The sequence below is a fragment of the Caballeronia sp. ATUFL_F1_KS4A genome (genome assembly GCF_023630905.1).
Taxonomy (GTDB): domain Bacteria; phylum Pseudomonadota; class Gammaproteobacteria; order Burkholderiales; family Burkholderiaceae; genus Caballeronia; species Caballeronia zhejiangensis.
Genome location: NZ_JALQEB010000001.1, coordinates 336,310 through 355,237, shown reverse-complemented (window position 1 = coordinate 355,237; position 18,928 = coordinate 336,310). Strand labels below are relative to the sequence as shown.

General features: G+C 63.8%; 18 protein-coding genes. 5 read left to right on the top strand and 13 right to left on the bottom strand.

What is annotated here, in order from left to right:
- Nucleotides 1-170: 170 nt before the first annotated feature.
- Entirely contained in the window at nucleotides 171-1,823 is a 1,653-nt protein-coding gene (leuA, locus tag NCS03_RS01675; protein WP_250528686.1) for a 2-isopropylmalate synthase, read from the top strand.
- A gap of 16 nt (nucleotides 1,824-1,839) precedes the next feature.
- Here leuA and NCS03_RS01670 read toward each other — a convergent pair whose 3' ends face one another.
- Nucleotides 1,840-2,223 (bottom strand): nuclear transport factor 2 family protein, encoded by a 384-nt coding sequence (locus NCS03_RS01670; RefSeq protein ID WP_008351729.1) that lies wholly within the window; start codon nucleotides 2,221-2,223, stop codon nucleotides 1,840-1,842.
- Nucleotides 2,224-2,268: 45 nt separating this feature from the next.
- A complete protein-coding gene (locus NCS03_RS01665; protein ID WP_034470522.1) occupies nucleotides 2,269-2,835 on the bottom strand; it encodes an acyloxyacyl hydrolase in 567 nt (188 codons plus the stop codon).
- Between the two features lie 363 nt (nucleotides 2,836-3,198).
- On the opposite strand from NCS03_RS01665, the gene rpoH reads away from it, so the two are divergent.
- The gene (gene rpoH, locus NCS03_RS01660) at nucleotides 3,199-4,134 is read left to right on the top strand and encodes an RNA polymerase sigma factor RpoH (protein ID WP_008351733.1); all 936 of its coding nucleotides are present in this window, start codon (nucleotides 3,199-3,201) and stop codon (nucleotides 4,132-4,134) included.
- A gap of 131 nt (nucleotides 4,135-4,265) precedes the next feature.
- Here the strand turns inward: rpoH and nagE are convergent, their stop codons facing one another.
- The 5 genes from nagE to NCS03_RS01635 form a co-directional block, all read right to left on the bottom strand.
- Nucleotides 4,266-6,056 carry an N-acetylglucosamine-specific PTS transporter subunit IIBC gene (nagE, locus tag NCS03_RS01655; protein ID WP_175979768.1) on the bottom strand — a complete coding sequence of 597 codons (1,791 nt, stop codon included), beginning with the start codon at nucleotides 6,054-6,056 and terminating at the stop codon, nucleotides 4,266-4,268.
- Nucleotides 6,057-6,143: 87 nt separating this feature from the next.
- Complete coding sequence (gene ptsP / locus NCS03_RS01650) at nucleotides 6,144-8,732, bottom strand: phosphoenolpyruvate--protein phosphotransferase (protein WP_008351737.1); 2,589 nt, start codon at nucleotides 8,730-8,732, stop codon at nucleotides 6,144-6,146.
- Nucleotides 8,733-8,744: 12 nt separating this feature from the next.
- Complete coding sequence (locus tag NCS03_RS01645) at nucleotides 8,745-9,752, bottom strand: SIS domain-containing protein (protein ID WP_008351738.1); 1,008 nt, start codon at nucleotides 9,750-9,752, stop codon at nucleotides 8,745-8,747.
- Nucleotides 9,745-10,848, bottom strand: a complete 1,104-nt coding sequence (nagA, locus tag NCS03_RS01640) for an N-acetylglucosamine-6-phosphate deacetylase (protein ID WP_008351739.1) — start codon at nucleotides 10,846-10,848, stop codon at nucleotides 9,745-9,747. The genes NCS03_RS01645 and nagA overlap by 8 nt, the downstream gene beginning before the upstream one ends.
- A 162-nt stretch (nucleotides 10,849-11,010) precedes the next feature.
- Nucleotides 11,011-11,745: a GntR family transcriptional regulator gene (locus NCS03_RS01635; protein WP_008351740.1), complete on the bottom strand. Its 735-nt coding sequence runs from the start codon at nucleotides 11,743-11,745 to the stop codon at nucleotides 11,011-11,013.
- Between the two features lie 198 nt (nucleotides 11,746-11,943).
- Here NCS03_RS01635 and NCS03_RS01630 point away from each other — a divergent pair, with 198 nt between their 5' ends.
- Nucleotides 11,944-12,987 carry a bifunctional helix-turn-helix transcriptional regulator/GNAT family N-acetyltransferase gene (locus NCS03_RS01630; protein ID WP_239294310.1) on the top strand — a complete coding sequence of 348 codons (1,044 nt, stop codon included), beginning with the start codon at nucleotides 11,944-11,946 and terminating at the stop codon, nucleotides 12,985-12,987.
- Between the two features lie 58 nt (nucleotides 12,988-13,045).
- Here NCS03_RS01630 and NCS03_RS01625 read toward each other — a convergent pair whose 3' ends face one another.
- Complete coding sequence (locus NCS03_RS01625; RefSeq protein ID WP_034470515.1) at nucleotides 13,046-13,858, bottom strand: MetQ/NlpA family ABC transporter substrate-binding protein; 813 nt, start codon at nucleotides 13,856-13,858, stop codon at nucleotides 13,046-13,048.
- 201 nt (nucleotides 13,859-14,059) lie between these two features.
- Here NCS03_RS01625 and NCS03_RS01620 point away from each other — a divergent pair, with 201 nt between their 5' ends.
- Nucleotides 14,060-14,359 carry a YciI family protein gene (locus tag NCS03_RS01620; RefSeq protein ID WP_034470513.1) on the top strand — a complete coding sequence of 100 codons (300 nt, stop codon included), beginning with the start codon at nucleotides 14,060-14,062 and terminating at the stop codon, nucleotides 14,357-14,359.
- A gap of 34 nt (nucleotides 14,360-14,393) precedes the next feature.
- Here NCS03_RS01620 and NCS03_RS01615 read toward each other — a convergent pair whose 3' ends face one another.
- From NCS03_RS01615 to NCS03_RS01595, 5 genes are read right to left on the bottom strand one after another with little or no spacing between them, the layout of a single operon-like run.
- Nucleotides 14,394-14,984: an SCO family protein gene (locus NCS03_RS01615; RefSeq protein ID WP_008351744.1), complete on the bottom strand. Its 591-nt coding sequence runs from the start codon at nucleotides 14,982-14,984 to the stop codon at nucleotides 14,394-14,396.
- A complete protein-coding gene (gene cyoE / locus NCS03_RS01610) occupies nucleotides 14,981-15,886 on the bottom strand; it encodes a heme o synthase (RefSeq protein WP_008351745.1) in 906 nt (301 codons plus the stop codon). Before cyoE ends, NCS03_RS01615 begins: the two co-directional genes overlap by 4 nt.
- 9 nt (nucleotides 15,887-15,895) lie before the next feature.
- Nucleotides 15,896-17,020 carry a COX15/CtaA family protein gene (locus NCS03_RS01605; RefSeq protein WP_008351746.1) on the bottom strand — a complete coding sequence of 375 codons (1,125 nt, stop codon included), beginning with the start codon at nucleotides 17,018-17,020 and terminating at the stop codon, nucleotides 15,896-15,898.
- A gap of 32 nt (nucleotides 17,021-17,052) precedes the next feature.
- The gene (locus NCS03_RS01600; RefSeq protein ID WP_250528685.1) at nucleotides 17,053-17,703 is read right to left on the bottom strand and encodes an SCO family protein; all 651 of its coding nucleotides are present in this window, start codon (nucleotides 17,701-17,703) and stop codon (nucleotides 17,053-17,055) included.
- A gap of 30 nt (nucleotides 17,704-17,733) precedes the next feature.
- On the bottom strand, nucleotides 17,734-18,486 hold the full coding sequence (locus NCS03_RS01595) for an SURF1 family protein (RefSeq protein WP_034470509.1): 753 nt from the start codon (nucleotides 18,484-18,486) through the stop codon (nucleotides 17,734-17,736).
- A 125-nt stretch (nucleotides 18,487-18,611) separates the two neighbouring features.
- Here NCS03_RS01595 and NCS03_RS01590 point away from each other — a divergent pair, with 125 nt between their 5' ends.
- Nucleotides 18,612-18,821, top strand: a complete 210-nt coding sequence (locus tag NCS03_RS01590) for a twin transmembrane helix small protein (RefSeq protein ID WP_008351753.1) — start codon at nucleotides 18,612-18,614, stop codon at nucleotides 18,819-18,821.
- Nucleotides 18,822-18,928: the final 107 nt, after the last annotated feature.

Genomic DNA, 18,928 nt, shown 5'->3' with positions numbered 1-18,928 from the left:
CACGCTGCTTCGCGCACGTTCACGTTGGTCGCAGGCGTCACCATCGCCGGTGATTCGTGTGAACGCGCGCGCCGCCCGGTCTTACGTGCATGCCGCCACGCCCGGCCAGCCGCCGGACACGGCCTCTCTCGCAGACGCTACGCAAACCGTCCGAAGAGAGATCGACGATCATGATGCCGAACCCCGCCGAGAAATACCGTCCGTTTCCGCAAGTCCGTCTGAATGGCCGCCGCTGGCCGAACCGCACGATCGAAAAAGCGCCCGTCTGGATGAGCACCGATCTGCGCGACGGCAACCAGTCGCTCATCGAGCCGATGAGCATCGCAGCGAAGCTCGAGTTCTTCGAAATGCTGGTGAAAATCGGGTTCAAGGAAATCGAGGTGGGCTTCCCGTCGGCATCGCAGACGGATTTCGACTTCGTGCGCAAGCTGATCGACGAAAAGCGCATTCCGGACGACGTGACCATCGAAGTGCTCGTGCAGTCGCGCCGCGAACTGATCGAGCGCACGTTCGAAGCGGTGGAAGGTGCGAGCAAGGTGATCGTGCATCTCTATAACGCGATCGCGCCGTCGTTCCGCAAGATCGTGTTCAACCAGTCGAAGGACGAAGTGAAGGCGCTGGCGGTCGAAGGCACGCGCATCATCAAGGAATGCGCGGCGGCGCGGCCGGACACGCACTGGATCTATCAGTACTCGCCCGAAACCTTCAGCATGACGGAGCTGTCGTTCGCGCGCGAAGTTTGCGATGCCGTCGCGCAAATGTGGCCTCCGACGCCCGATCACAAAATGATCGTGAATCTGCCCGCGACCGTCGAAGCGGCAACGCCCAACGTCTTCGCCGATCAGGTCGAGTGGATGGACCGCAACATGGGCTTTCGCGACAGCATCGTGCTGTCGGTGCATCCGCATAACGATCGCGGCACGGCCGTCGCGGCGGCGGAAATGGCGTTGCTCGCTGGCGCGGATCGCATCGAAGGCTGCCTCTTCGGCAACGGCGAGCGCACCGGCAATGTCGATCTCGTGACGCTCGCGATGAATCTCTACACGCAAGGCGTCGATCCGGGCCTCGATTTTTCCGATATCGACGCCGTGCGCCGCGTCGTCGAGCGCTGCAATCAGATTCCGGTGCATCCACGCCATCCGTACGCGGGCGATCTCGTGTTCACCGCGTTTTCAGGTTCGCATCAGGACGCGATCCGCAAGGGCTTCGCGCAGCGCGTGCCGGGCACGGTGTGGGAAGTGCCCTATCTGCCGATCGATCCGGCCGATCTCGGCCGCAGCTACGACGCCGTGATCCGCGTGAACAGCCAGTCCGGAAAGGGCGGTTCGACGTATCTGCTCGAACGCGGTCTCGGCTTCACGCCGCCGCGCCGCGTGCAGATCGAATTCAGCCACGCCGTCCAGAAAGTCACCGATGCATCCGGCGCGGAAATCAGCGGCGAAGCGATCTGCGAGCTCTTCAAGCGCGAGTATTTCGATGCGGGCGGGCCGGTATCGCGCATCGACGTTTCGACGCTTACGGTATTCGAAAGGCGCGTCGCATTACCGGCCGTAGTGGCTGCGACGAGCGGCGACGCTCACGCGCAGGCGGTCGCCGCCGCGCTCGGCGTGGACGCGAGCGTGAACTGGTTCGAGACGTCCGTGACGGCGAACGGCGACACGGCGGCGTTCGTCGGCTGTCGTGTCGGAGACGGGCCGACGCGCTTCGGCGTCGCGGTGCATGAGAATCCGGCGCTCGCGGTCGCCGATGCCGTCGTGAGCGCGGTCAACCGCTCCGGGCGCGTCGTGGACAACCTGCGGCAAGACGAAGCCGTGGAAGCGTGATGGGCGGCGCGCGTGGCTATTCGAGCGCCACGCGCGTCGCCTGCAGGGCCAGCAGCTGCCATTGGCCTTCGGTCTGCACATGGACGGCGGTGTAGGCGATCGGAAACAGCAGCGCGCCGTTCTTCGATTCCATCTCGATCAGCGCACGGCCCGACACGAGGCACGTATCGCGGCCGGCGGGCAGCACATCCTGCGACTGAATTTCGATCTGCCGATAGCGGCGGCGGCCCGCGGTGATCGCGTCGATGAACTGGCGCTTCGTCTCCCGCTTGCCGTTCGTGTGGACGTAGCTGACGTTCTCGGCCAGCAGCGCGTCCAGCGCCGGGCCGTCGCCCTCGACCATGGCACGGAAGCGATCGCGCTCGAGGCCGCGGATGGCCTCAATGGTTTTTGCCGGCATCTGTCGATTCCCCTTGTGTCGAGGAACCGATGCGCCGGCGCCTCGTCAGAAGTTGTATTGCAGATATAGCTGGCTGAAATTTATACCAGGATTCGGCTCTTTGATACCGCCGTTCGACAGATGCTGAAAGCGAAATCCCGCTTGATAGCTCTGCTTCGACCCGAAGATCATGCCGACGCCCACCATGTCCGCGAACTGGAACGCCGACCCGACGCTGAAATCCTCGGTGATGCGCGTGTGCGAGAGCAGCCGCACGCCGACGCCCGCCTCGATGAACGGCCGGAAGTAGCCCGAGCTCTTCACGAAGCGCAGCACTGGCGTAATGCCGAATTCCCATATGTTCGGATGCACGGCGTTGTCCTCGGTCGTGTGCCAGTAGGACACGTGACCTTCGCCGATGAGCGTGAAGTGAAAACCGCCGATCTCCCACCAGGTGAGGCCCGGATCCCAGGACAGGCCGAGATCGGCCTTCTTGATGTCGTGGTCGGCGACGCCGCCGGCGATCTGGACACCGAATCGGTCGGCATGAGCCGCCGCCGACGCGAGACCCAATGCAGTACAAACCGCCACGCGCGCTAGCGGGCGGGGCCACGAACTCTTGTTTTTATGCATTTGCACCCCAATTTGCTCGGATAGCGGGTGTGTTTCGTAAATTGCTGTCGCTTGGCGATTCTAGTGACGTTTTAAAACATTTGCAGAAATCGCATCAGCGCGCCCCCGTTTGTAGAATTTCTGATCGCGACAGTGGGCAAGTAAGGTAAATCATGCGAAAACGTTTCAGCCTCCGGTAGTTTCTTCCGCTGCTCGCGCAACAGTCCGTCCTATTGGACCCGCAAATTCGATAGTTTTTGTGGGAACTCCCACATTCCCCTCTGCTCTAACACTTAGCACTCGATGGACTGGAGTGCTAATATCGTGTCTGACTTGCCGCGGTCGTTAAGCGGCACGTGAATTGTTGATAAGGAGCTTATGAGCGTGACCAATGCGATGACCCTTCCGAATGTTGTGAGCTCGGCACCTGCCAAGGCATCTTCGGCAGGCGCGCTGACGTACGCACAGTCGTCGATGCTGACCGGCCAGATCGGCAACATCGATTCATACATACAAGCAGTGAACCGTATTCCGATGCTTTCGCAGGCGGAGGAACGACAGTACGCCACCGAATTCCGCGAGCAGGGCAACCTGAACGCCGCGCGCCAGCTGGTGCTTTCGCACCTGCGCCTCGTCGTGTCGATCGCCCGTAACTATCTCGGTTACGGCTTGCCGCACGCCGACCTGATCCAGGAAGGCAACATCGGTCTGATGAAAGCGGTGAAGCGCTTCGACCCAGAGCAAAACGTGCGCCTGGTGTCGTATGCGATGCACTGGATCAAGGCCGAGATTCACGAGTACATCCTGCGCAACTGGCGCATGGTGAAGGTCGCGACGACCAAGGCGCAGCGCAAGCTGTTCTTCAATCTGCGCAGTCACAAGACCAGCCATTCGGCGTTCACGCCGGACGAGATCGAAGGTCTCGCGAGCGAGCTGAACGTAAAGCGCGAGGAAGTCGCGGAGATGGAAACGCGCTTGTCGGGCGGCGATATCGCGCTCGAAGGCCAGGTCGAGGATGGCGAGGAAGCGTACGCGCCCATCGCCTATCTGGCCGACTCGCACAACGAGCCGACTAACGTCATCGCCGCGCGGCAGCACGACAGGCTGCAAAGCGACGGCCTCGCCGATGCACTCGAATCGCTCGACGAACGCAGCCGCCGCATCATCAAGGCGCGCTGGCTCGACGTGCAGGACGACGGCTCGGGCGGCAAGACGCTGCATGAACTGGCCGACGAGTTCGGCGTCTCGGCGGAGCGCATTCGCCAGATCGAGGCGAGCGCGATGAAGAAGATGCGCTCGGCGTTGCATGACTACGCGTAACAATTGACTGTGCCATTGCAGAAATTGCAGAGCCCGCCGTCGACGAGACGGCGGGCTTTTTCTTTGGCACTTCGCTGAAAAAACAAACGGCGCCCACGGGCGCCGTTTGTTATCGAGCTTCGATTACCGCTTCAGGCAGGCATCGGTGCAGCGCCGCCGCCATTGCCGGACAAGCGCGTGGACAGTTGCGCCGCATAGCGCTGCGCCGCCGCGCCCACGACGATGTGGAACGTATCCGCCGACACCCACGCCACATCCAGCGACGACAAACGCTGACGATCCACCGACGACGGATCGCGCACGACCACGCGCAGGCGCGTCTGCGCAACCGCGTCGAGCGATACCACGTTGGTCGCGCCGCCGAACACCGCGAGCCAGCGGAACGGGTCCGGATCGAGCGGGCCGGGCGTCTGGTCGCCGCTCACCGCTGCCGCGACCGGTTGCGCCGGCGTCGACGATGCGGGCGTTGCGCCGCGCGTCGACGAACGCTCGAGTTCGCTGCGGATTTCATCGGCGATCAGATCGGCTTCCGGCCCGATGATCACCTGGACGTTGGTCGCGCCGCGCTTCAACACGCCGCGCGCGCCGATGCTCTTCAACTGCGGCTCCGACACCTTCTCCGAATCGACGACCGACAGACGCAGACGCGTCGTGCAGGCATCGACGAGCGTCAGATTGGATGCGCCGCCGAGCGCCGCGACGTACTTCGCAGCGCGCGTGTTCGACACGGCTGCTGCCGCGCCGGGCACGGGCGGAATCAGGCCGCCATCGACGGTTTGGGCCACGTCGGTTTCGGCGTCGGTCGTGGCCGGCTCGCGGCCCGGCGTCGCCATGTTGAACTTGCGGATAAAGAAGCGGAACAGGCCGTAATAGATGACGAAGTACACCGCACCGACCACGAGCGCCAGCCAGCCGCGCTGCGACAGACCGTAGTTCAGCACGTAGTCGATCGCGCCCGCCGAGAACGTGAAGCCCAGATGGATGCCGAGCGCCGAGCAGATGGCGAGCGACAGGCCCGTCAGCACTGCGTGGATGCCGTAGAGCACCGGAGCCAGGAACATGAACGAGTATTCGATCGGCTCGGTCACGCCCGTCAGGAATGCGGTCAGGGCCATGGAGAACAGCAGGCCGCCGACGATCGCGCGGCGCTCCTTCGGCGCTTCATGGAACATCGCGAGGCACGCGGCCGGGAGACCGAACATCATCACCGGGAAGAAGCCCGTCATGAAGCCGCCCGCCGTCTTGTCGCCCGCGAAGAAGCGATGCAGGTCGCCGTGCACGATCGCGCCGCCGTCGGGCGGCGTGAACGAGCCGAACACGAACCACGCGAGCGAGTTGATGATGTGATGCAGACCCGTAACCAGCAGGATGCGGTTCAGCACGCCGAACACGAAGGTGCCGAGCGCGCCGGCGGTCGTCAGCCAGTTGCCCGCGCCGTCGATGGCCGCCTGCACCGGCTGCCAGATGTAGCCGAAGACGATGCCGAGCACCAGACACGCGACGCCTGTCACGATCGGCACGAAGCGCTTGCCGCCGAAGAATGCCAGATACTCGGGCAGCTTGATGTCCTTGTATCGGTTATACAGATAGCCGGCCACCATACCGGCGATGATCCCCGACAGCACGCCCATGTTGAGCTTGTCGTTGATGTCCTTCATCACGGCCACTTCGATGAGGTAGCCGATCGCGCCGGCGAGACCCGCCGTGCCGTTGTTGTCCTTCGCGAAGCCCACCGCCACGCCGATCGCGAACAAGAGCGGCAGATTGGTGAAGATCGCGTCGCCGGCGTCGGCGATCATCTTGATGTTGAAGACATCGGGCTGGCCGAGACGCAAAAGCAGGCCGGCCACCGGTAGTACGGCGATCGGCAGCATCAGCGCGCGGCCTAGTCGCTGCATCTTTGCAAACGGGTTGGCGTCCATCGGGTTCTCCAAAAAATATAGGTCTTGTCTTTGCTGCTTCGGGGATTGCTGAAAAGGCATCCGTGAAGCTGGCTGCAGGGAAGACGTTCAGTCCTGCGGCCAGATTTCGCGGCTTGCCGCTCTTACTGCCTGAGCCGATTCGAGCGCGAGGCAATCCTCGGCGCGCTGACGGCACAGTTGGTAATCGAGATTGCGCACGCGTGCCTTGATGCCGGGCACCGACACCGGATCGACCGACAATTCCGTCACGCCGAGTCCGATGAGCAAGGGCGCCGCGACCGGATCGCCGCCGAGCGCGCCGCACACGCCGACCCACTTGCCGTGCTTCTCCGCGCCCTGCACCGCCGCCTTGATGAGACGCAGCACGGCCGGATGCAGGCCGTCGGATTGCGCGGCGAGATCGGGCTGGCAACGGTCCATCGCGAGCGTGTACTGCGTGAGATCGTTGGTGCCGATCGAGAGGAAATCCGCGTATTTCGCCAGTTGGTCGGCAAGCAGCGCCGCCGACGGCACTTCGATCATCACGCCCACTTCGACCGGATCGGTGCGGCCCGCTTCGCGCGCCAGTTCGTCGATGCGCGCACGCAAGCGCTGCAGTTCGCCGGAATCGGTGACCATCGGCAACAGGATTCGCAGCGCGCCCGCCGGCTTCACGGCGAGCAGGCCGCGCAACTGGTCATCGAGCAGATCGGGGCGCACTTGCGCGAGCCGGATGCCGCGCAGCCCGAGCGCCGGATTTTCCTCGGGCGGCAGCGTCAGATAATCGACTTCCTTGTCCGCGCCGACATCGAGCGTGCGGATGATCGCGGTGCGGCCCTGCAAGGCATCGACGATGCCCTGATAGCTTTGCGCGTGCTCCGCGACCGTCGGCGCCGACTGGCGATGAATGAACAGCAGTTCGGTGCGCAACAGTCCGACCGCATCGGCGCCGTTTTCGACGGCGGCTTTCGCGTCGTCGAGCGTCGCGATGTTCGCGGCGACTTCGATCGCGCGGCCATCCTTCGTCGATGCCGCTTCGCGCGACAGCTTGCGGTTCGCTTCACGCACGCCCGCGAGCCGCTCGCGCTCGTTGCGTGCGCGCTCGACGTCGAGCGCGGTCGGCGCATGCTCGATGCGTCCCGCCGATGCATCGACGACGACTTGCGTGCCTTCGGGAATCGCGTGCAGCGCATCGCCGATCGCGACGAGCGCCGGAATGCCGATCTGCCGCGCGATGATCGCCGCGTGCGAGGTCGCGCCGCCGCGCGCCATCACGAGCGCGGTGACGCGCGTGCGGTCGAGCGACGACAGATCGGACGGCGTGAATTCCGTGGCGGCGAGCACGGCTTCCTGAGGCAACTCGAGCGCCGCCGTGTTGTTGAGGCCGAGCGCGCGCAACACGCGCTTTTCGATGTCGCGAAGATCGGCCGCGCGCTCGGCGAGCAGTTCGTCCTGCACGTTCGAGAGCAGCGCGATCTGCGCGCGGATCGCCTCGCGCCATGCGAAGCCCGCGCTCTTGCCGAGGCTGATGAGATCGCGCGCGGCGTCGAGAAGCGTCGGATCTTCGAGCAGCACGCGATGCACCGCGAAAATGCCCGCTTCGCCGACCGCGCCGCGCTGCGACGCGGTACGCACGGTTTCGCCGAGTTCGGCATCGACCTGGGCGATGGCTTTATCGAGCGCGCGGCTTTCCGCCGCCGACGCGCCGCTCGCCTGTTCCGGCGGCACGATTTCCTGATCGTCCCAGCGCACCAGCTTGCCGATCGCGATGCCCGGCGCCGCGCACACGCCCGCGAGCGTGTTCGGCGGCAACGGCTCGCCCGTTCGCGTGGCTTGCACGACCGGCGCGGGCGACTTCTCGCGCGCGGGCGATTCTTCGACTTCGCCTTGCGCCGCGCGCAGCAATTCCACCGCGACCGCTTCGACCGCCTGTTGCGCCTGCACGCCGATGCCGACGAGCTCGATGGTCGCGCCCTCGCCCGCACCGAGGCCGAGCAGGCCGACGACGCTTTCCACCGGCGCCTTCTTGCCTTCGTAGCGCACTTCGACCTTCGCGTCGAAACCGCGGGAAGCTTCGCGTGCCCGCGCCGCCGGACGCGCATGGAGGCCGCCCGCATGGGAGAGCGTCAGGCTGCGGCGCGCTTCGTCGAGAACGACCGCGCCCGCGCGCGCCGTCTCGGCTTTCTCGCCGTCCTTGGCGCGCAGAACCAGCAGGCGCGAGCCCGCTTTCAGCACGCCGCGGCCGGCGCGATCGATGACATCGAAGGCATCGCCGTTGGCGATCGCGATTACCGAAACGAGGCTCGGCGCGTGCTGCGCGACGAAATCCGCATCGAACTCGATCAGCGGCTCGCCCGCGCGCACCGTCGCGCCTTGCTGGATCTTCGGCGTGAAGCCCTTGCCGCCCAGCTCGACCGTGTCGATGCCGATATGCACGAGAATCTCGGCGCCTTCCTTCGTGCGCAGCGTCACGGCGTGATGCGTGCGCGCCAGATGCGTGATGGTGCCGTCGCAGGGCGAGACGAGCACGTTATCGAGCGGATCGATGCCGATGCCGTCGCCGAACATGCCCTCGGCGAACACGGGATCCGGCACGTCGGCGAGCGGCACGACGGGACCGGTGAACGGCGCGAGCAGCACGACGTCGTTCGGGTTATCGATGGAATGGTTCAACAGTGACTCCTCGGCACGGCGCATCGGCTATCTCACTCAATGGGTTTCGGTGACCTTGTTCAGGTGGCGCGGCGCGTCGGGATTGCGCCCGCGCGCGGCGGCCAGACCCGCGGCCATCACGTAGAACGAAAGAATCGCGGCGATCGGATCGAGCGCGGGATGGTCCGTGGCGACGAGCGGCAGTTCCGCTTCGGCGACGTCGGCTGGGGCTGCGAGCAGCACGCGCGCGCCGCGGGCACGCATATCGGCGGCAAGCTGGATGAGACCCGCCTGCTCCGGCCCGCGCGGCGCGAATACGAGCAGCGGATAGTCGCGGTCGATGATCTCCATCGGACCGTGACGCACTTCCGCGCTGGAAAACGCTTCGGCCTGAATGCCCGACGTTTCCTTCAGCTTGAGCGCGGCTTCCTGCGCGATGGCGAGGCCGAGGCCGCGCCCGATCACGATCATGCGATCGACGCTCTTCAGTTCGTCGACGGCGCGCGTCCAGTCGAGCTTGCCGGCGGCGCGCAGCTTCTCGGGCAGCGAATCGAGCGCCTTCAGCAATTCGACGTCGCGCTGAACGTGCGCGATCACGATCGCGGAAAGCGACAGCATCGCGATATAGCTCTTGGTCGCGGCAACCGACAGTTCGGGACCGGCGAGCAGCGGCAGGAAGTATTCGCACGCGCTTTCGAGCGGCGAACCGGAGACGTTGACGGCCGCGACGGTGAACGCCCCCGCGTCGCGCAGCGCCTGCATGGTGCCGACGAGATCGGGGCTCTTGCCCGACTGCGAGAACGCGACGGCCAGTTGGCCCGAGACACGCAGCGGCGCCTGCTGCAACGTCGCGACGGACATCGGCAGCGATGCGACCGGCACGCCGATGCGGCTCATCGTCAGGCTTGCGAAATAACTGGCGGCGTGGTCGGAACTGCCACGCGCGACCGTGAGCGCGACATTGCGCGGCTGTTCCTTGAGCTTTTCCGCGAGTTCTTCGATGCGCGAGGTATCGGCGAGCTGGGCCGCGACGACGTCGGCGGACTCGAGCGCCTCATTAAGCATATTCGACAATTGATTCTCCTTCGACGTACGTGGCGGTCAGCGCGTGCTCCCGGTCGAGCACGACGAGATCGGCCCAAGCGCCGCGCGCGATGCGGCCGCGGTCTTCGAGTCCGAGATAGTCGGCGGGGAAACGCGACAGGCGATTCGAGACGTCCGCGAGCGGAATGCCCAGCGAGACGAGATTGCGCAGCGCCTGATCCATCGTCAGGGTGCTGCCGGCGAGCGTGCCGTCCGCGAGGCGCACGCCGCCCATGCATTTGGTGACGTGCTGGCTGCCGAGGCGATATTCGCCGTCGGGCATACCGGCCGCCGAGGTGCTGTCGGTCACGACGTAGAGACGCGGAATCGCGCGCATCGCAGCCCGAATCGCGCCCGGATGAACGTGCAGCAGATCAGGAATCAGTTCCGCGTATTCGGCATGCGCGAGCGCCGCGCCGACCATGCCCGGGTCACGGTGATGCAGCGGCGACATTGCGTTGAACAGATGCGTGAAGCCGCGCGCGCCGTGCTTGAGCGCGTTCACGGCGTCGTCGTATGTGCCGAGCGAATGGCCGAGCTGCACACGCACGCCGCGCGCCGCGAGGTCCGAAATAATGTCGAGATGACCGGAGATTTCCGGCGCGATCGTGACGACGCGGATCGGCGCGAGATCGAGATACTTCAGCACTTCGTCGCGCACCGCGACGGCGGCCGCGTCCGGCTGCGCGCCGAGCTTGCCGGGATTGATGTACGGACCTTCCAGGTGCACGCCGAGCATGCGCGCGCCGCCCGCCGCGCGGTGTTTGGCCTGTTCGCCGAGACCCGCGACGACGCTCATGAGTTCGTCGCGCGGCGCGGTCATCGTGGTGGCGAGCAGGCTCGTCGTGCCGTGCTGCGCGTGCTGGCGGGCAACGGTGTCCGCCGCGTCGCCGCCTTCCATGATGTCGCGGCCGCCGCCGCCGTGAACGTGCAGATCGATAAAGCCCGGCAGGATGTAGGGCGCGTCGTTGGCGAGCGGATCGGCGATATGTCCTTCGAGCGCCGTCACGCGGCCGTTCTCGAAGCGGACCGTGCCGTGGATCCAGCCATCGGTCGTGAGTATGTTTCCTTTCAGCATGAATTTCTCTGGAAGTACGCGATGCATGGATGAGGTTCAGTGCCGTCCGCGCCGTGCTGCGAGCAGGCTTTCGTCGCGAAAGAAGCGAACGGCGTCCTTGGGTCCTCTCGTTCTCTGTTTGCTCTCTTGATGCGTCCGGATTAAGCGCGTCTGTGCCGACGCTTATCGATGCAGTTCCGCGACGAAGTCGTAGTAGTCGTCGCGACAGTAGGTGTCCGTCAATTCGATCGCGCGTTGATCCGCCGAATAGCCGATGCGCGTGATCACGAGCAGCGCTGCACGCGGCGCGACGCCCATGAGCCGCGCGATCTCCGCGCCGGCGTTCACCGCGCGAAAGTGCTGCAACGCGCGCACCACCGACAGCCCGCGCGCCTCCAGATACCGGTAGAGCGAAGCGCCGATCGCGAGTGGATCGGGCACCGCGGCGACCGGCAACGTTGAATGCTCGACCGCCATCACGATGCCGTCCGCGCGCCGCAACCGCTTCAGGCTTGCAACAGCCGCGCCCGGCGCCAGACCGAGGCGCACGGTTTCATCGCGATTCGCTGCGCGCAGTCCGCGTTCTAGCCAGATCGAATCGGGCGTGAAGCCGCGCTGCTCCATCTTTCGCGTGAAACCGGTGAGACGGGAAAGCGGATCTTCGACGCGCGGCGTGATGAAACTGCCCGCGCCTCGTACGCGCCGGATCAGGCCTTGCTCGACCAGCAGCGCGATGGCCTTTCTCGCGGTGATCCGCGACACGCCCACACCTTCCGACAACGTGCGCTCGGACGGCAGCGCCTCGCCAGCCGACCAGTTGCCCGCGTGGATCGCCGTGGCGAGGCGCGACGCCAACTGAAGATAGAGCGGCGTGTCGCTCCGCGCGTCGGGTGTCAGGTCCTGCCAGCGATGCTCCATCGAAAGCTCTCACCTCAGAAGTGGAGCCCATTATATAACCAACATAATACCAGTCAACGCTAAAGCGGCGTCTCAGGACGAACGTCAAATTTCTCGTTAAATCAACGAGTTAAAAAATGTTTAGCGGCTCGATTCGGAACATGTCTGCTATTGGGACTTACCCGTACACGTAGTCCACTTGCCGAATTGGTTCCTTAATTGCCTGATAACCCATTTTTCGGGCATTTTCGTATTCGCACGGTCGTTCTTCTTTGGCACAATGCATGTATTAATTCGGATTCACAATTAATTTCAACAAAACGAGAGACTAGAGCGATGGGCAGTTCCGATCCGAGCCGGGCCGTCGAAGCGGTGCGCCGTTTCAACCGTTTTTATGCACGCCATACCGGCGCACTCCACGAGCGGCTCCATAAAAGCTGCTTTTCGTTAACTGAAGTTCGCATCCTGCATGAGTTGGCGCAGGACCGGGCTGCCACGGCGGCCGATTTATCGCGCAACCTTGGACTTGATACGGGCTATCTCAGTCGCCTGATCAACAATTTCCAGAAGAACGGCCTCGTGGTACGGCGAAAGAACGAATCGGACGGCAGAGCGCATCTGCTTCATATCACGCCCGAAGCGAAAGCCCAGGTCGATGAGATCGATCTGCACGTATCGGCCGAGGCCGCCGCGCTGCTCAAGCGGCTGACCGCTGCCGAAATCGATCAGCTCTGCACGGCAATGGCGGACGTCGAGCGTCTGCTCTCGCCGCCGAACGCCGAAGGAGAAACGCGACTGCGCGGCCCGCGCGCCGGAGACTTCGGCTGGATGATCGAGCGCCAGGCGCATCTATATAGCGGCGAGCGGCCGAAGCTGGTCAGCGAGGCATGGGCGGCGAACATGGTCGCGAACTTTCTCGCGGAGATGCAGGCGAACACCCCGCGCATCGCGTGTTGGGTGGCGGAGCAGAACAACGCGACGCGCGTCGGTGCCGCGATACTTACTGCGGACTCCGAAAGCCGCGCACGCATCGACATGTTGTTCGTCGAACCGGGCGCGCGGCGTCGCGGACTCGGCGAGCGGCTCGTCGCGGCGTGCACGAACTTCGCGCACGGCGCTCGCTACGAACAAGTGATCTGCCGGCTGGACGAACCCTACGAAGATTTCTGCGGACTCTTCATGCGAACCGGTTTCACGCCGGTGCAGGAGGGGAGCACGGGCATTCTTTGGCAGCGGCAGTTGCAGCAGATTTGCGTCGACTGATTGCGCCAAGGAAAACGGCGTCCCGCAGGACGCCGTTTCGAAACTCAAGCGATGACATTCAGAACGAAGGCACGACCGAGCCTTTGAACTCGCTCTTCAGGAACTGGCGGACATCTTCCGACTGGTAAGCCGCAACCAGCTTCTTCACCCACGGCTGATCCTTGTCCTTCGCGCGCACCGCGATCAGGTTCGCGTACGGGCTATGCACGTCTTCGAGCGCGATTGCGTCCTTCGTCGGCTGCAGGCCCGCGGCAAGCGCGAAGTTCGTGTTGATCGCGGCGGCATCGACGTCGGCGAGCGTGCGCGGCAATTGCGCGGCGTCGAGTTCGACGAGCTTGATCTTCTTCGGATTCTCCGCCACGTCGAGCGCCGTCGCGTTGTTGCCGTTCGCGCCCGCGCCCGCCTTCAGCTTGATGACGCCTTGCGCTTGCAGCAGCAACAGCGCGCGATTCTCGTTCGACGGATCGTTCGGCACCGCGACCTTCGCGCCTTGCTGCAGATCCTTCAGCGACTTCAGTTTCTTCGAATAGACCCCGAGCGGCGAGATATACGTCAGCCCTGCGTTGACGATCTTGTAGCCGCGCTGCTTGATCTGACTGTCGAGATACGGCTGATGCTGGAAACTGTTTGCGTCGAGATCGCCGGCGTCGAGCGCTGCGTTCGGCTGCACGTAGTCGTTGAACTCGATCACTTTCACGTTGAGCCCTTCGCGCTTCGCGACCTTCTGCACGACTTGCCAGATTTGCGCGTCAGGACCGCTGATGGTGCCGACCTTGATCACCTTGTCGTCGGCGTGAGCGGCGAGGCTCGTGAACAACGCGGCGGAGGCCGCGACTGCGGTAATGGCTTTAAGCAAATTTCTGCGCTGCATGGTGTTCCTGTTTCGATGATGCGTGCTTGCTGGATTGCCTGATTCGTCTCCGATCGATGATCAGACCGGGTGACGGATGTTCGCACAGCATTGGTGCGACGTGAAATACAGATTGCTCATGTGAATATCCGCTGCCACGGGGTACGGCTAGAATCGACAACAGAACATCACAAATCTCGCGAGCCGGAGGCGCATCTCACCATGTACGTCATCAATCTTCGCTACACAGGCGCGCTTGCCGAGATCGACGACGCGCTCGACGCGCATCGCGCCTATCTCGAGCGCTATTTCGCGGCGGGCGTCTTCGTGATGGCGGGACCGAAGGTGCCGCGGGATGGCGGCGTCATCGTGGCGTCAGGCATCGAGCGCGATCGGCTAGATGCGATCGTCGCGGAAGATCCGTTCGCGCAGCAAGGGCTCGCGCACTACGACATCATCGAATTCAAGGCGACGCGGCTCGCGCCGGGTCTGAATCTGCCTGAGCCGTCGCTGGACGGCTGAAAAAAGAAGTGGCCCGTTCGGGCCACTTTCGCGATCAGTCGATCAAGATCTTCAGGTCGTGAACCCACGGCTCGACGCCCTGCCCGTCGCGCGCGAAGAGACGCAGCTTGCCGTCCTTGTCGAACACGTAGCTCGCGGCGGTGTGATCCATCGTGTAGTCGTCGGGCGTCTTGCCCTGCGACTTCGCATAGTAGACGCGGAAGTCCTTGGCGAGCTTCGCGAGTTGCGCATCGTCGGCGGGCCGCAGACCGACATACGACGAGTTGAACGCCGCCACGTACTGACCGAGCAGATCGGGCGTGTCGCGCGCGGGGTCGACGGTGACCATCAGCACCTGCACGTCTTTCGCTTTGTCGCCGAGTTGCTGCATCGCTTGGGAGAGCTCGGCGAGCGTCGTCGGGCACACGTCGGGGCAATGCGTATAGCCGAAGAACAGCACCACGGCCTTGCCCTTGAAGTCCGCGAGCGTGCGCGTCTTGCCGTGCGTATCGGGCAAGGCGAAATCGCTGCCGAATTGCTTGTTCCCGGTGATGTCGAGATTCTTGAAATCCGGGGCTTTCTCGCACGCCGAAAGCAGCGCCGCGAAAAACAGCAGCGCGAAGATGCGACGAAGAATGGCCGTCATGCGCCGATCACCGTACGCACGTAGTGATCGACGAGCAGCGCGCCGAACAGCAGCGACAGGTACACGATCGAATAGCGGAAGGTCTTGCGCGCGAGCGCATCGGAATAGTCGCGATACATCTTCCACGCGTAGCCGATGAAACCCGCGCCGAGGGCGATCGCGCTCGCCAGATACACGACGCCGCTCATGCCGGAGATATACGGCATCAGCGTCACGGCGAACAGCACGAGCGTGTAGAGGAAGATGTTGAGCAGCGTGTACTTCTCGCCGTGGGTGATCGGCAACATCGGCAGGCCGGCGTTCTCGTAATCCTTGCGGCGATACAGCGCGAGCGCCCAGAAATGCGGCGGCGTCCACACGAAGATGATCAGCACGAGAATCCATGCGTCGCCGGGCACGTGTCCCGTGACCGCGGCCCATCCGAGCGCCGGCGGCATTGCGCCCGACGCACCGCCGATCACGATGTTCTGCGGCGTGTAAGGCTTGAGCAGCAGCGTGTAGATGACCGCGTAGCCGACGAACGTGGCAATGGTGAGCCACATCGTGAGCGGATTGGTGAACGTGTAGAGCGTCCACATGCCGATGCCGCCGAGCAACGCGGAGAACGTCAAAATCTGCGTGGACGTGATCTGGCCGCGCGCGGACGGTCGCCACGCGGTGCGGCGCATTTTTGCATCGACTTTTTGCTCGACGAGACAATTGATTGCAAATGCCGCGCCGGCCAGCAACCAGATGCCGACGGCGCCGCCGATCAGCTTGTCCCACGGCACCATGCCGGGCGTGGACAGAAACATGCCGATGACGGCACAGAAAACGGCGAGCTGCGTGACGCGCGGCTTGGTCAGCGCGAGATACTGCGATGCGCGGCTGCCGAGTGGGGAGTTGAGTGTCGTGCTATCCATGATGTGGAGTCACGCTGAAACGACGTCGCGCGCGGGAACTGCGGCGCGGCCGGGACGGCTGGAAGAGATTCGAAAGTTTAGCATAACGAGTAGCAGCAACAGGATCGCGGCTCCGCCGTTGTGCGCCACCGCGACCGGCAACGGCCACTGCAGCACGATGTTCGACATGCCCGTCAGGAACTGAAGGACGATCATCAACAATACGCCGTTTGCGGGCTTTCGCAGCGATTCGAAACGTCGCAGTCTCAGCGCGAGCCACAGCAGATAAATCACGACGACGACCGCGAACGTGCGATGCGTCCAGTGAATCGCCACCAACGCGTCCTGCGAGATCACGTCACCGTCGCCGGTCATGCCGAGCGCGCGCCAGAGATGAAAGCCGTGCTCAAAATTCATTGGCGGAACCCACTGGCCGTTGCACAGCGGAAAGTCCGTGCACGCGAGCACCGCGTAATTCGTGCTGACCCAGCCGCCGAGCGCGATCTGCACGACGAGCACCAGCAAGCCGAATGCCGCGGCCGGCATCCAGCGCGCGGCGGCGGCATTCGAAACCGAGTCGAGCGATGGAATCGGCGTCATGCGCGCCGCCAGCCAGCCGAGCACGCCGAGCAGCGCGAGTCCGAGCAGCAGGTGCGTCGTGACGATCACCGGTTGCAGCTTCAGTGTGACGGTCCACGCGCCGAACGCGCCTTGCAGCAGGATAAGCAGCAGAATGCCCGTCGGCCACCACGGCGACACGTGCAGCGGACGCTTCTTGATGCGCGCCGTCCACGCGATGATCACCTGCGCGATGATGAGCACGCCGATCGCCATCGCGAAATAGCGATGCAGCATCTCGATCCACGCCTTCACCATGCTGACGGGACCGGTCGGCATCGCCTGATACGCGGCTGAAATCTGCGCATGGGCGATGAACGGCGACGACGTGCCGTAGCAGCCGGGCCAGTCCGGGCAGCCGAGGCCGGAATCGGTCAGACGCGTGAAGCCGCCGAACATGATGAGATCGAGCGTCAGGAAAGTGGTCAGCCAGACGAGTTTCCTGAACTTGTCGTCATCGGCCTTCACCCATACGTACGAGAGCGGCAGCAGCGCGATGCAGATGCCGATCAGGCCCAGTTGCAATACATAACTCATGTTTAACCTTCAAACCGCGTATTAGCCGCGCTTTAGCCGATGCGCGACCACTTCAGGAGCTTTGCCACATCCCCGTTGATCTTCTTCGGATCGGGATTTTTCGGGAAGCGCATCATCAGATTGCCGTTCGGATCGACGAGAAAGATGTGATCCGTGAGCTTTGTGCCGTCATTCACCGGCAGCCACGCCGCGATCGCCTTCTCGTCGGCGACGAGCATGCGCGTGTCCGGCTGCGGATACGCGGACTTGATGACGTCGGCGACCGGCTTGTCATCGGTGCGCAGCCACACGTTCACGACGCGCTCGCGCTCGGCGTTCTGCAACACGCGCACTTGCCGCATGAAATAGAGGCGCGTCGCGCATTGCTCGTCGCAGTCGCTGCCGTTGACGGTGATCATCAGCCATTTGCCTTCGAGCGACTTGAACGGCAGGGTCTGCCCTTTTTCATCGGTGACGACGAGCTGCGCCGGAATCGGGCGCTGCGGATCGATCAGCGTGCCGTAGCTCGATGTGCCGCCCGCGGGCTTGAACACGTAGTACATCAGATACGACGCGATCACCGGCGCCGCGCACACGAGCGCGAGCAGCAAAAGCATCCAGCGGCCGCTGATCCAGGAGCCTTTCTTCGCGTTTCCTTGCTGCGTGCGTGTCTTGTCGGTGGTAGCGGAGCGTTGTGATTGCATCGATGAAAATGTGTCTCTGTTCGTCAGTGTTCAGGCGTGATGCTCGGCTTCATCGTCGGATTCGCCGCCTATGTCGGTTGCATCGCGCTTCTTCCCGGCGCGGCGCGCGGCGTACAGGCCAAACCCGATGGCCGCCGCCGCCATGCCCCACCACTGGAACATGTAGCCGTAATTGCGCTCGACGCCGAGCGTCGGCGCGGGCCAGTCGCGCACGAGCCTGTCGCCGGTATCGTTCGTCTGCTGGATCACGAACGGCTGAAACGCCAGCCCGGTTTCGGCCGCGTACGATCTGATATCCAGGTTCTGGCGGATCTCCTTGTGCGCAGCCGATCCGCCGCTGCCCAGTTCGAACGCCTGCGACGCATTCGCGCGCGCGATCCCCTTCACCTCGACCACGCCTTTCGGCGTCTCATACGGCTCGATGCCCGTGCGGTCCGCCATGTTGCGCGGCAGCCATCCGCGATTGACGAGCACATAGCCGCCGCCCTCGAGTTTAAGCGGCATCACGACATAAAAGCCTGGCTGGTCGTTATAGGGACGATTGTCCAGATACACGACGCGCTCCGGCATGAACTCGCCGCGCGCCTCCACGCGATGGAACTCGATCGACTTGAGCGGCATCGGCTCGACGCCGACTTCGCGCGCGGGCGCATTCTCGAACGCGACGATCTGCGCGTTGAGCGCTTCCTTCTGATGCGCGCGGTCGCGCTGCCAGAAGCCGAGGCGCACCGTGATCGCGACGACGATCAGAATCAGGAGCGCGGGCCAGAACCGGATCTTCATGCCGAACGCCTAACCGTCGGCATCCGGCCGGCCGCTACACGCCGGGTTCCGTCGAGTGAGATAATGAGATAGTCCAAATTCATACTGCTCACCGTCGTTCCTGAGCAAAATCGCTGGCTGGTTTCATGCACATCTTCGTTGCTATCGCATTCATCCTTATCATCGGCAGCCTGGGCTCGGCGCTCTATTTCATGATGACCGACCGGGGCAGGACGAAGCGGATGGTGTGGTCGCTCGCCGCGCGCGTCGGGCTGTCCATCTCGCTCTTCCTTTTCATCCTGTTCGCTCACTGGATGGGCTGGATTCAAACGTCGGGCGTTCCCATCGGACGCTGATCGCGACGATACGCGCAACGCGCGCCTCGCCCCGCGAGGCGAATTGTCGCGCGCGGCGCTAAAACGCACCGCCTCTTCAAACGACAACGCCGCCCCTTGAGACATCG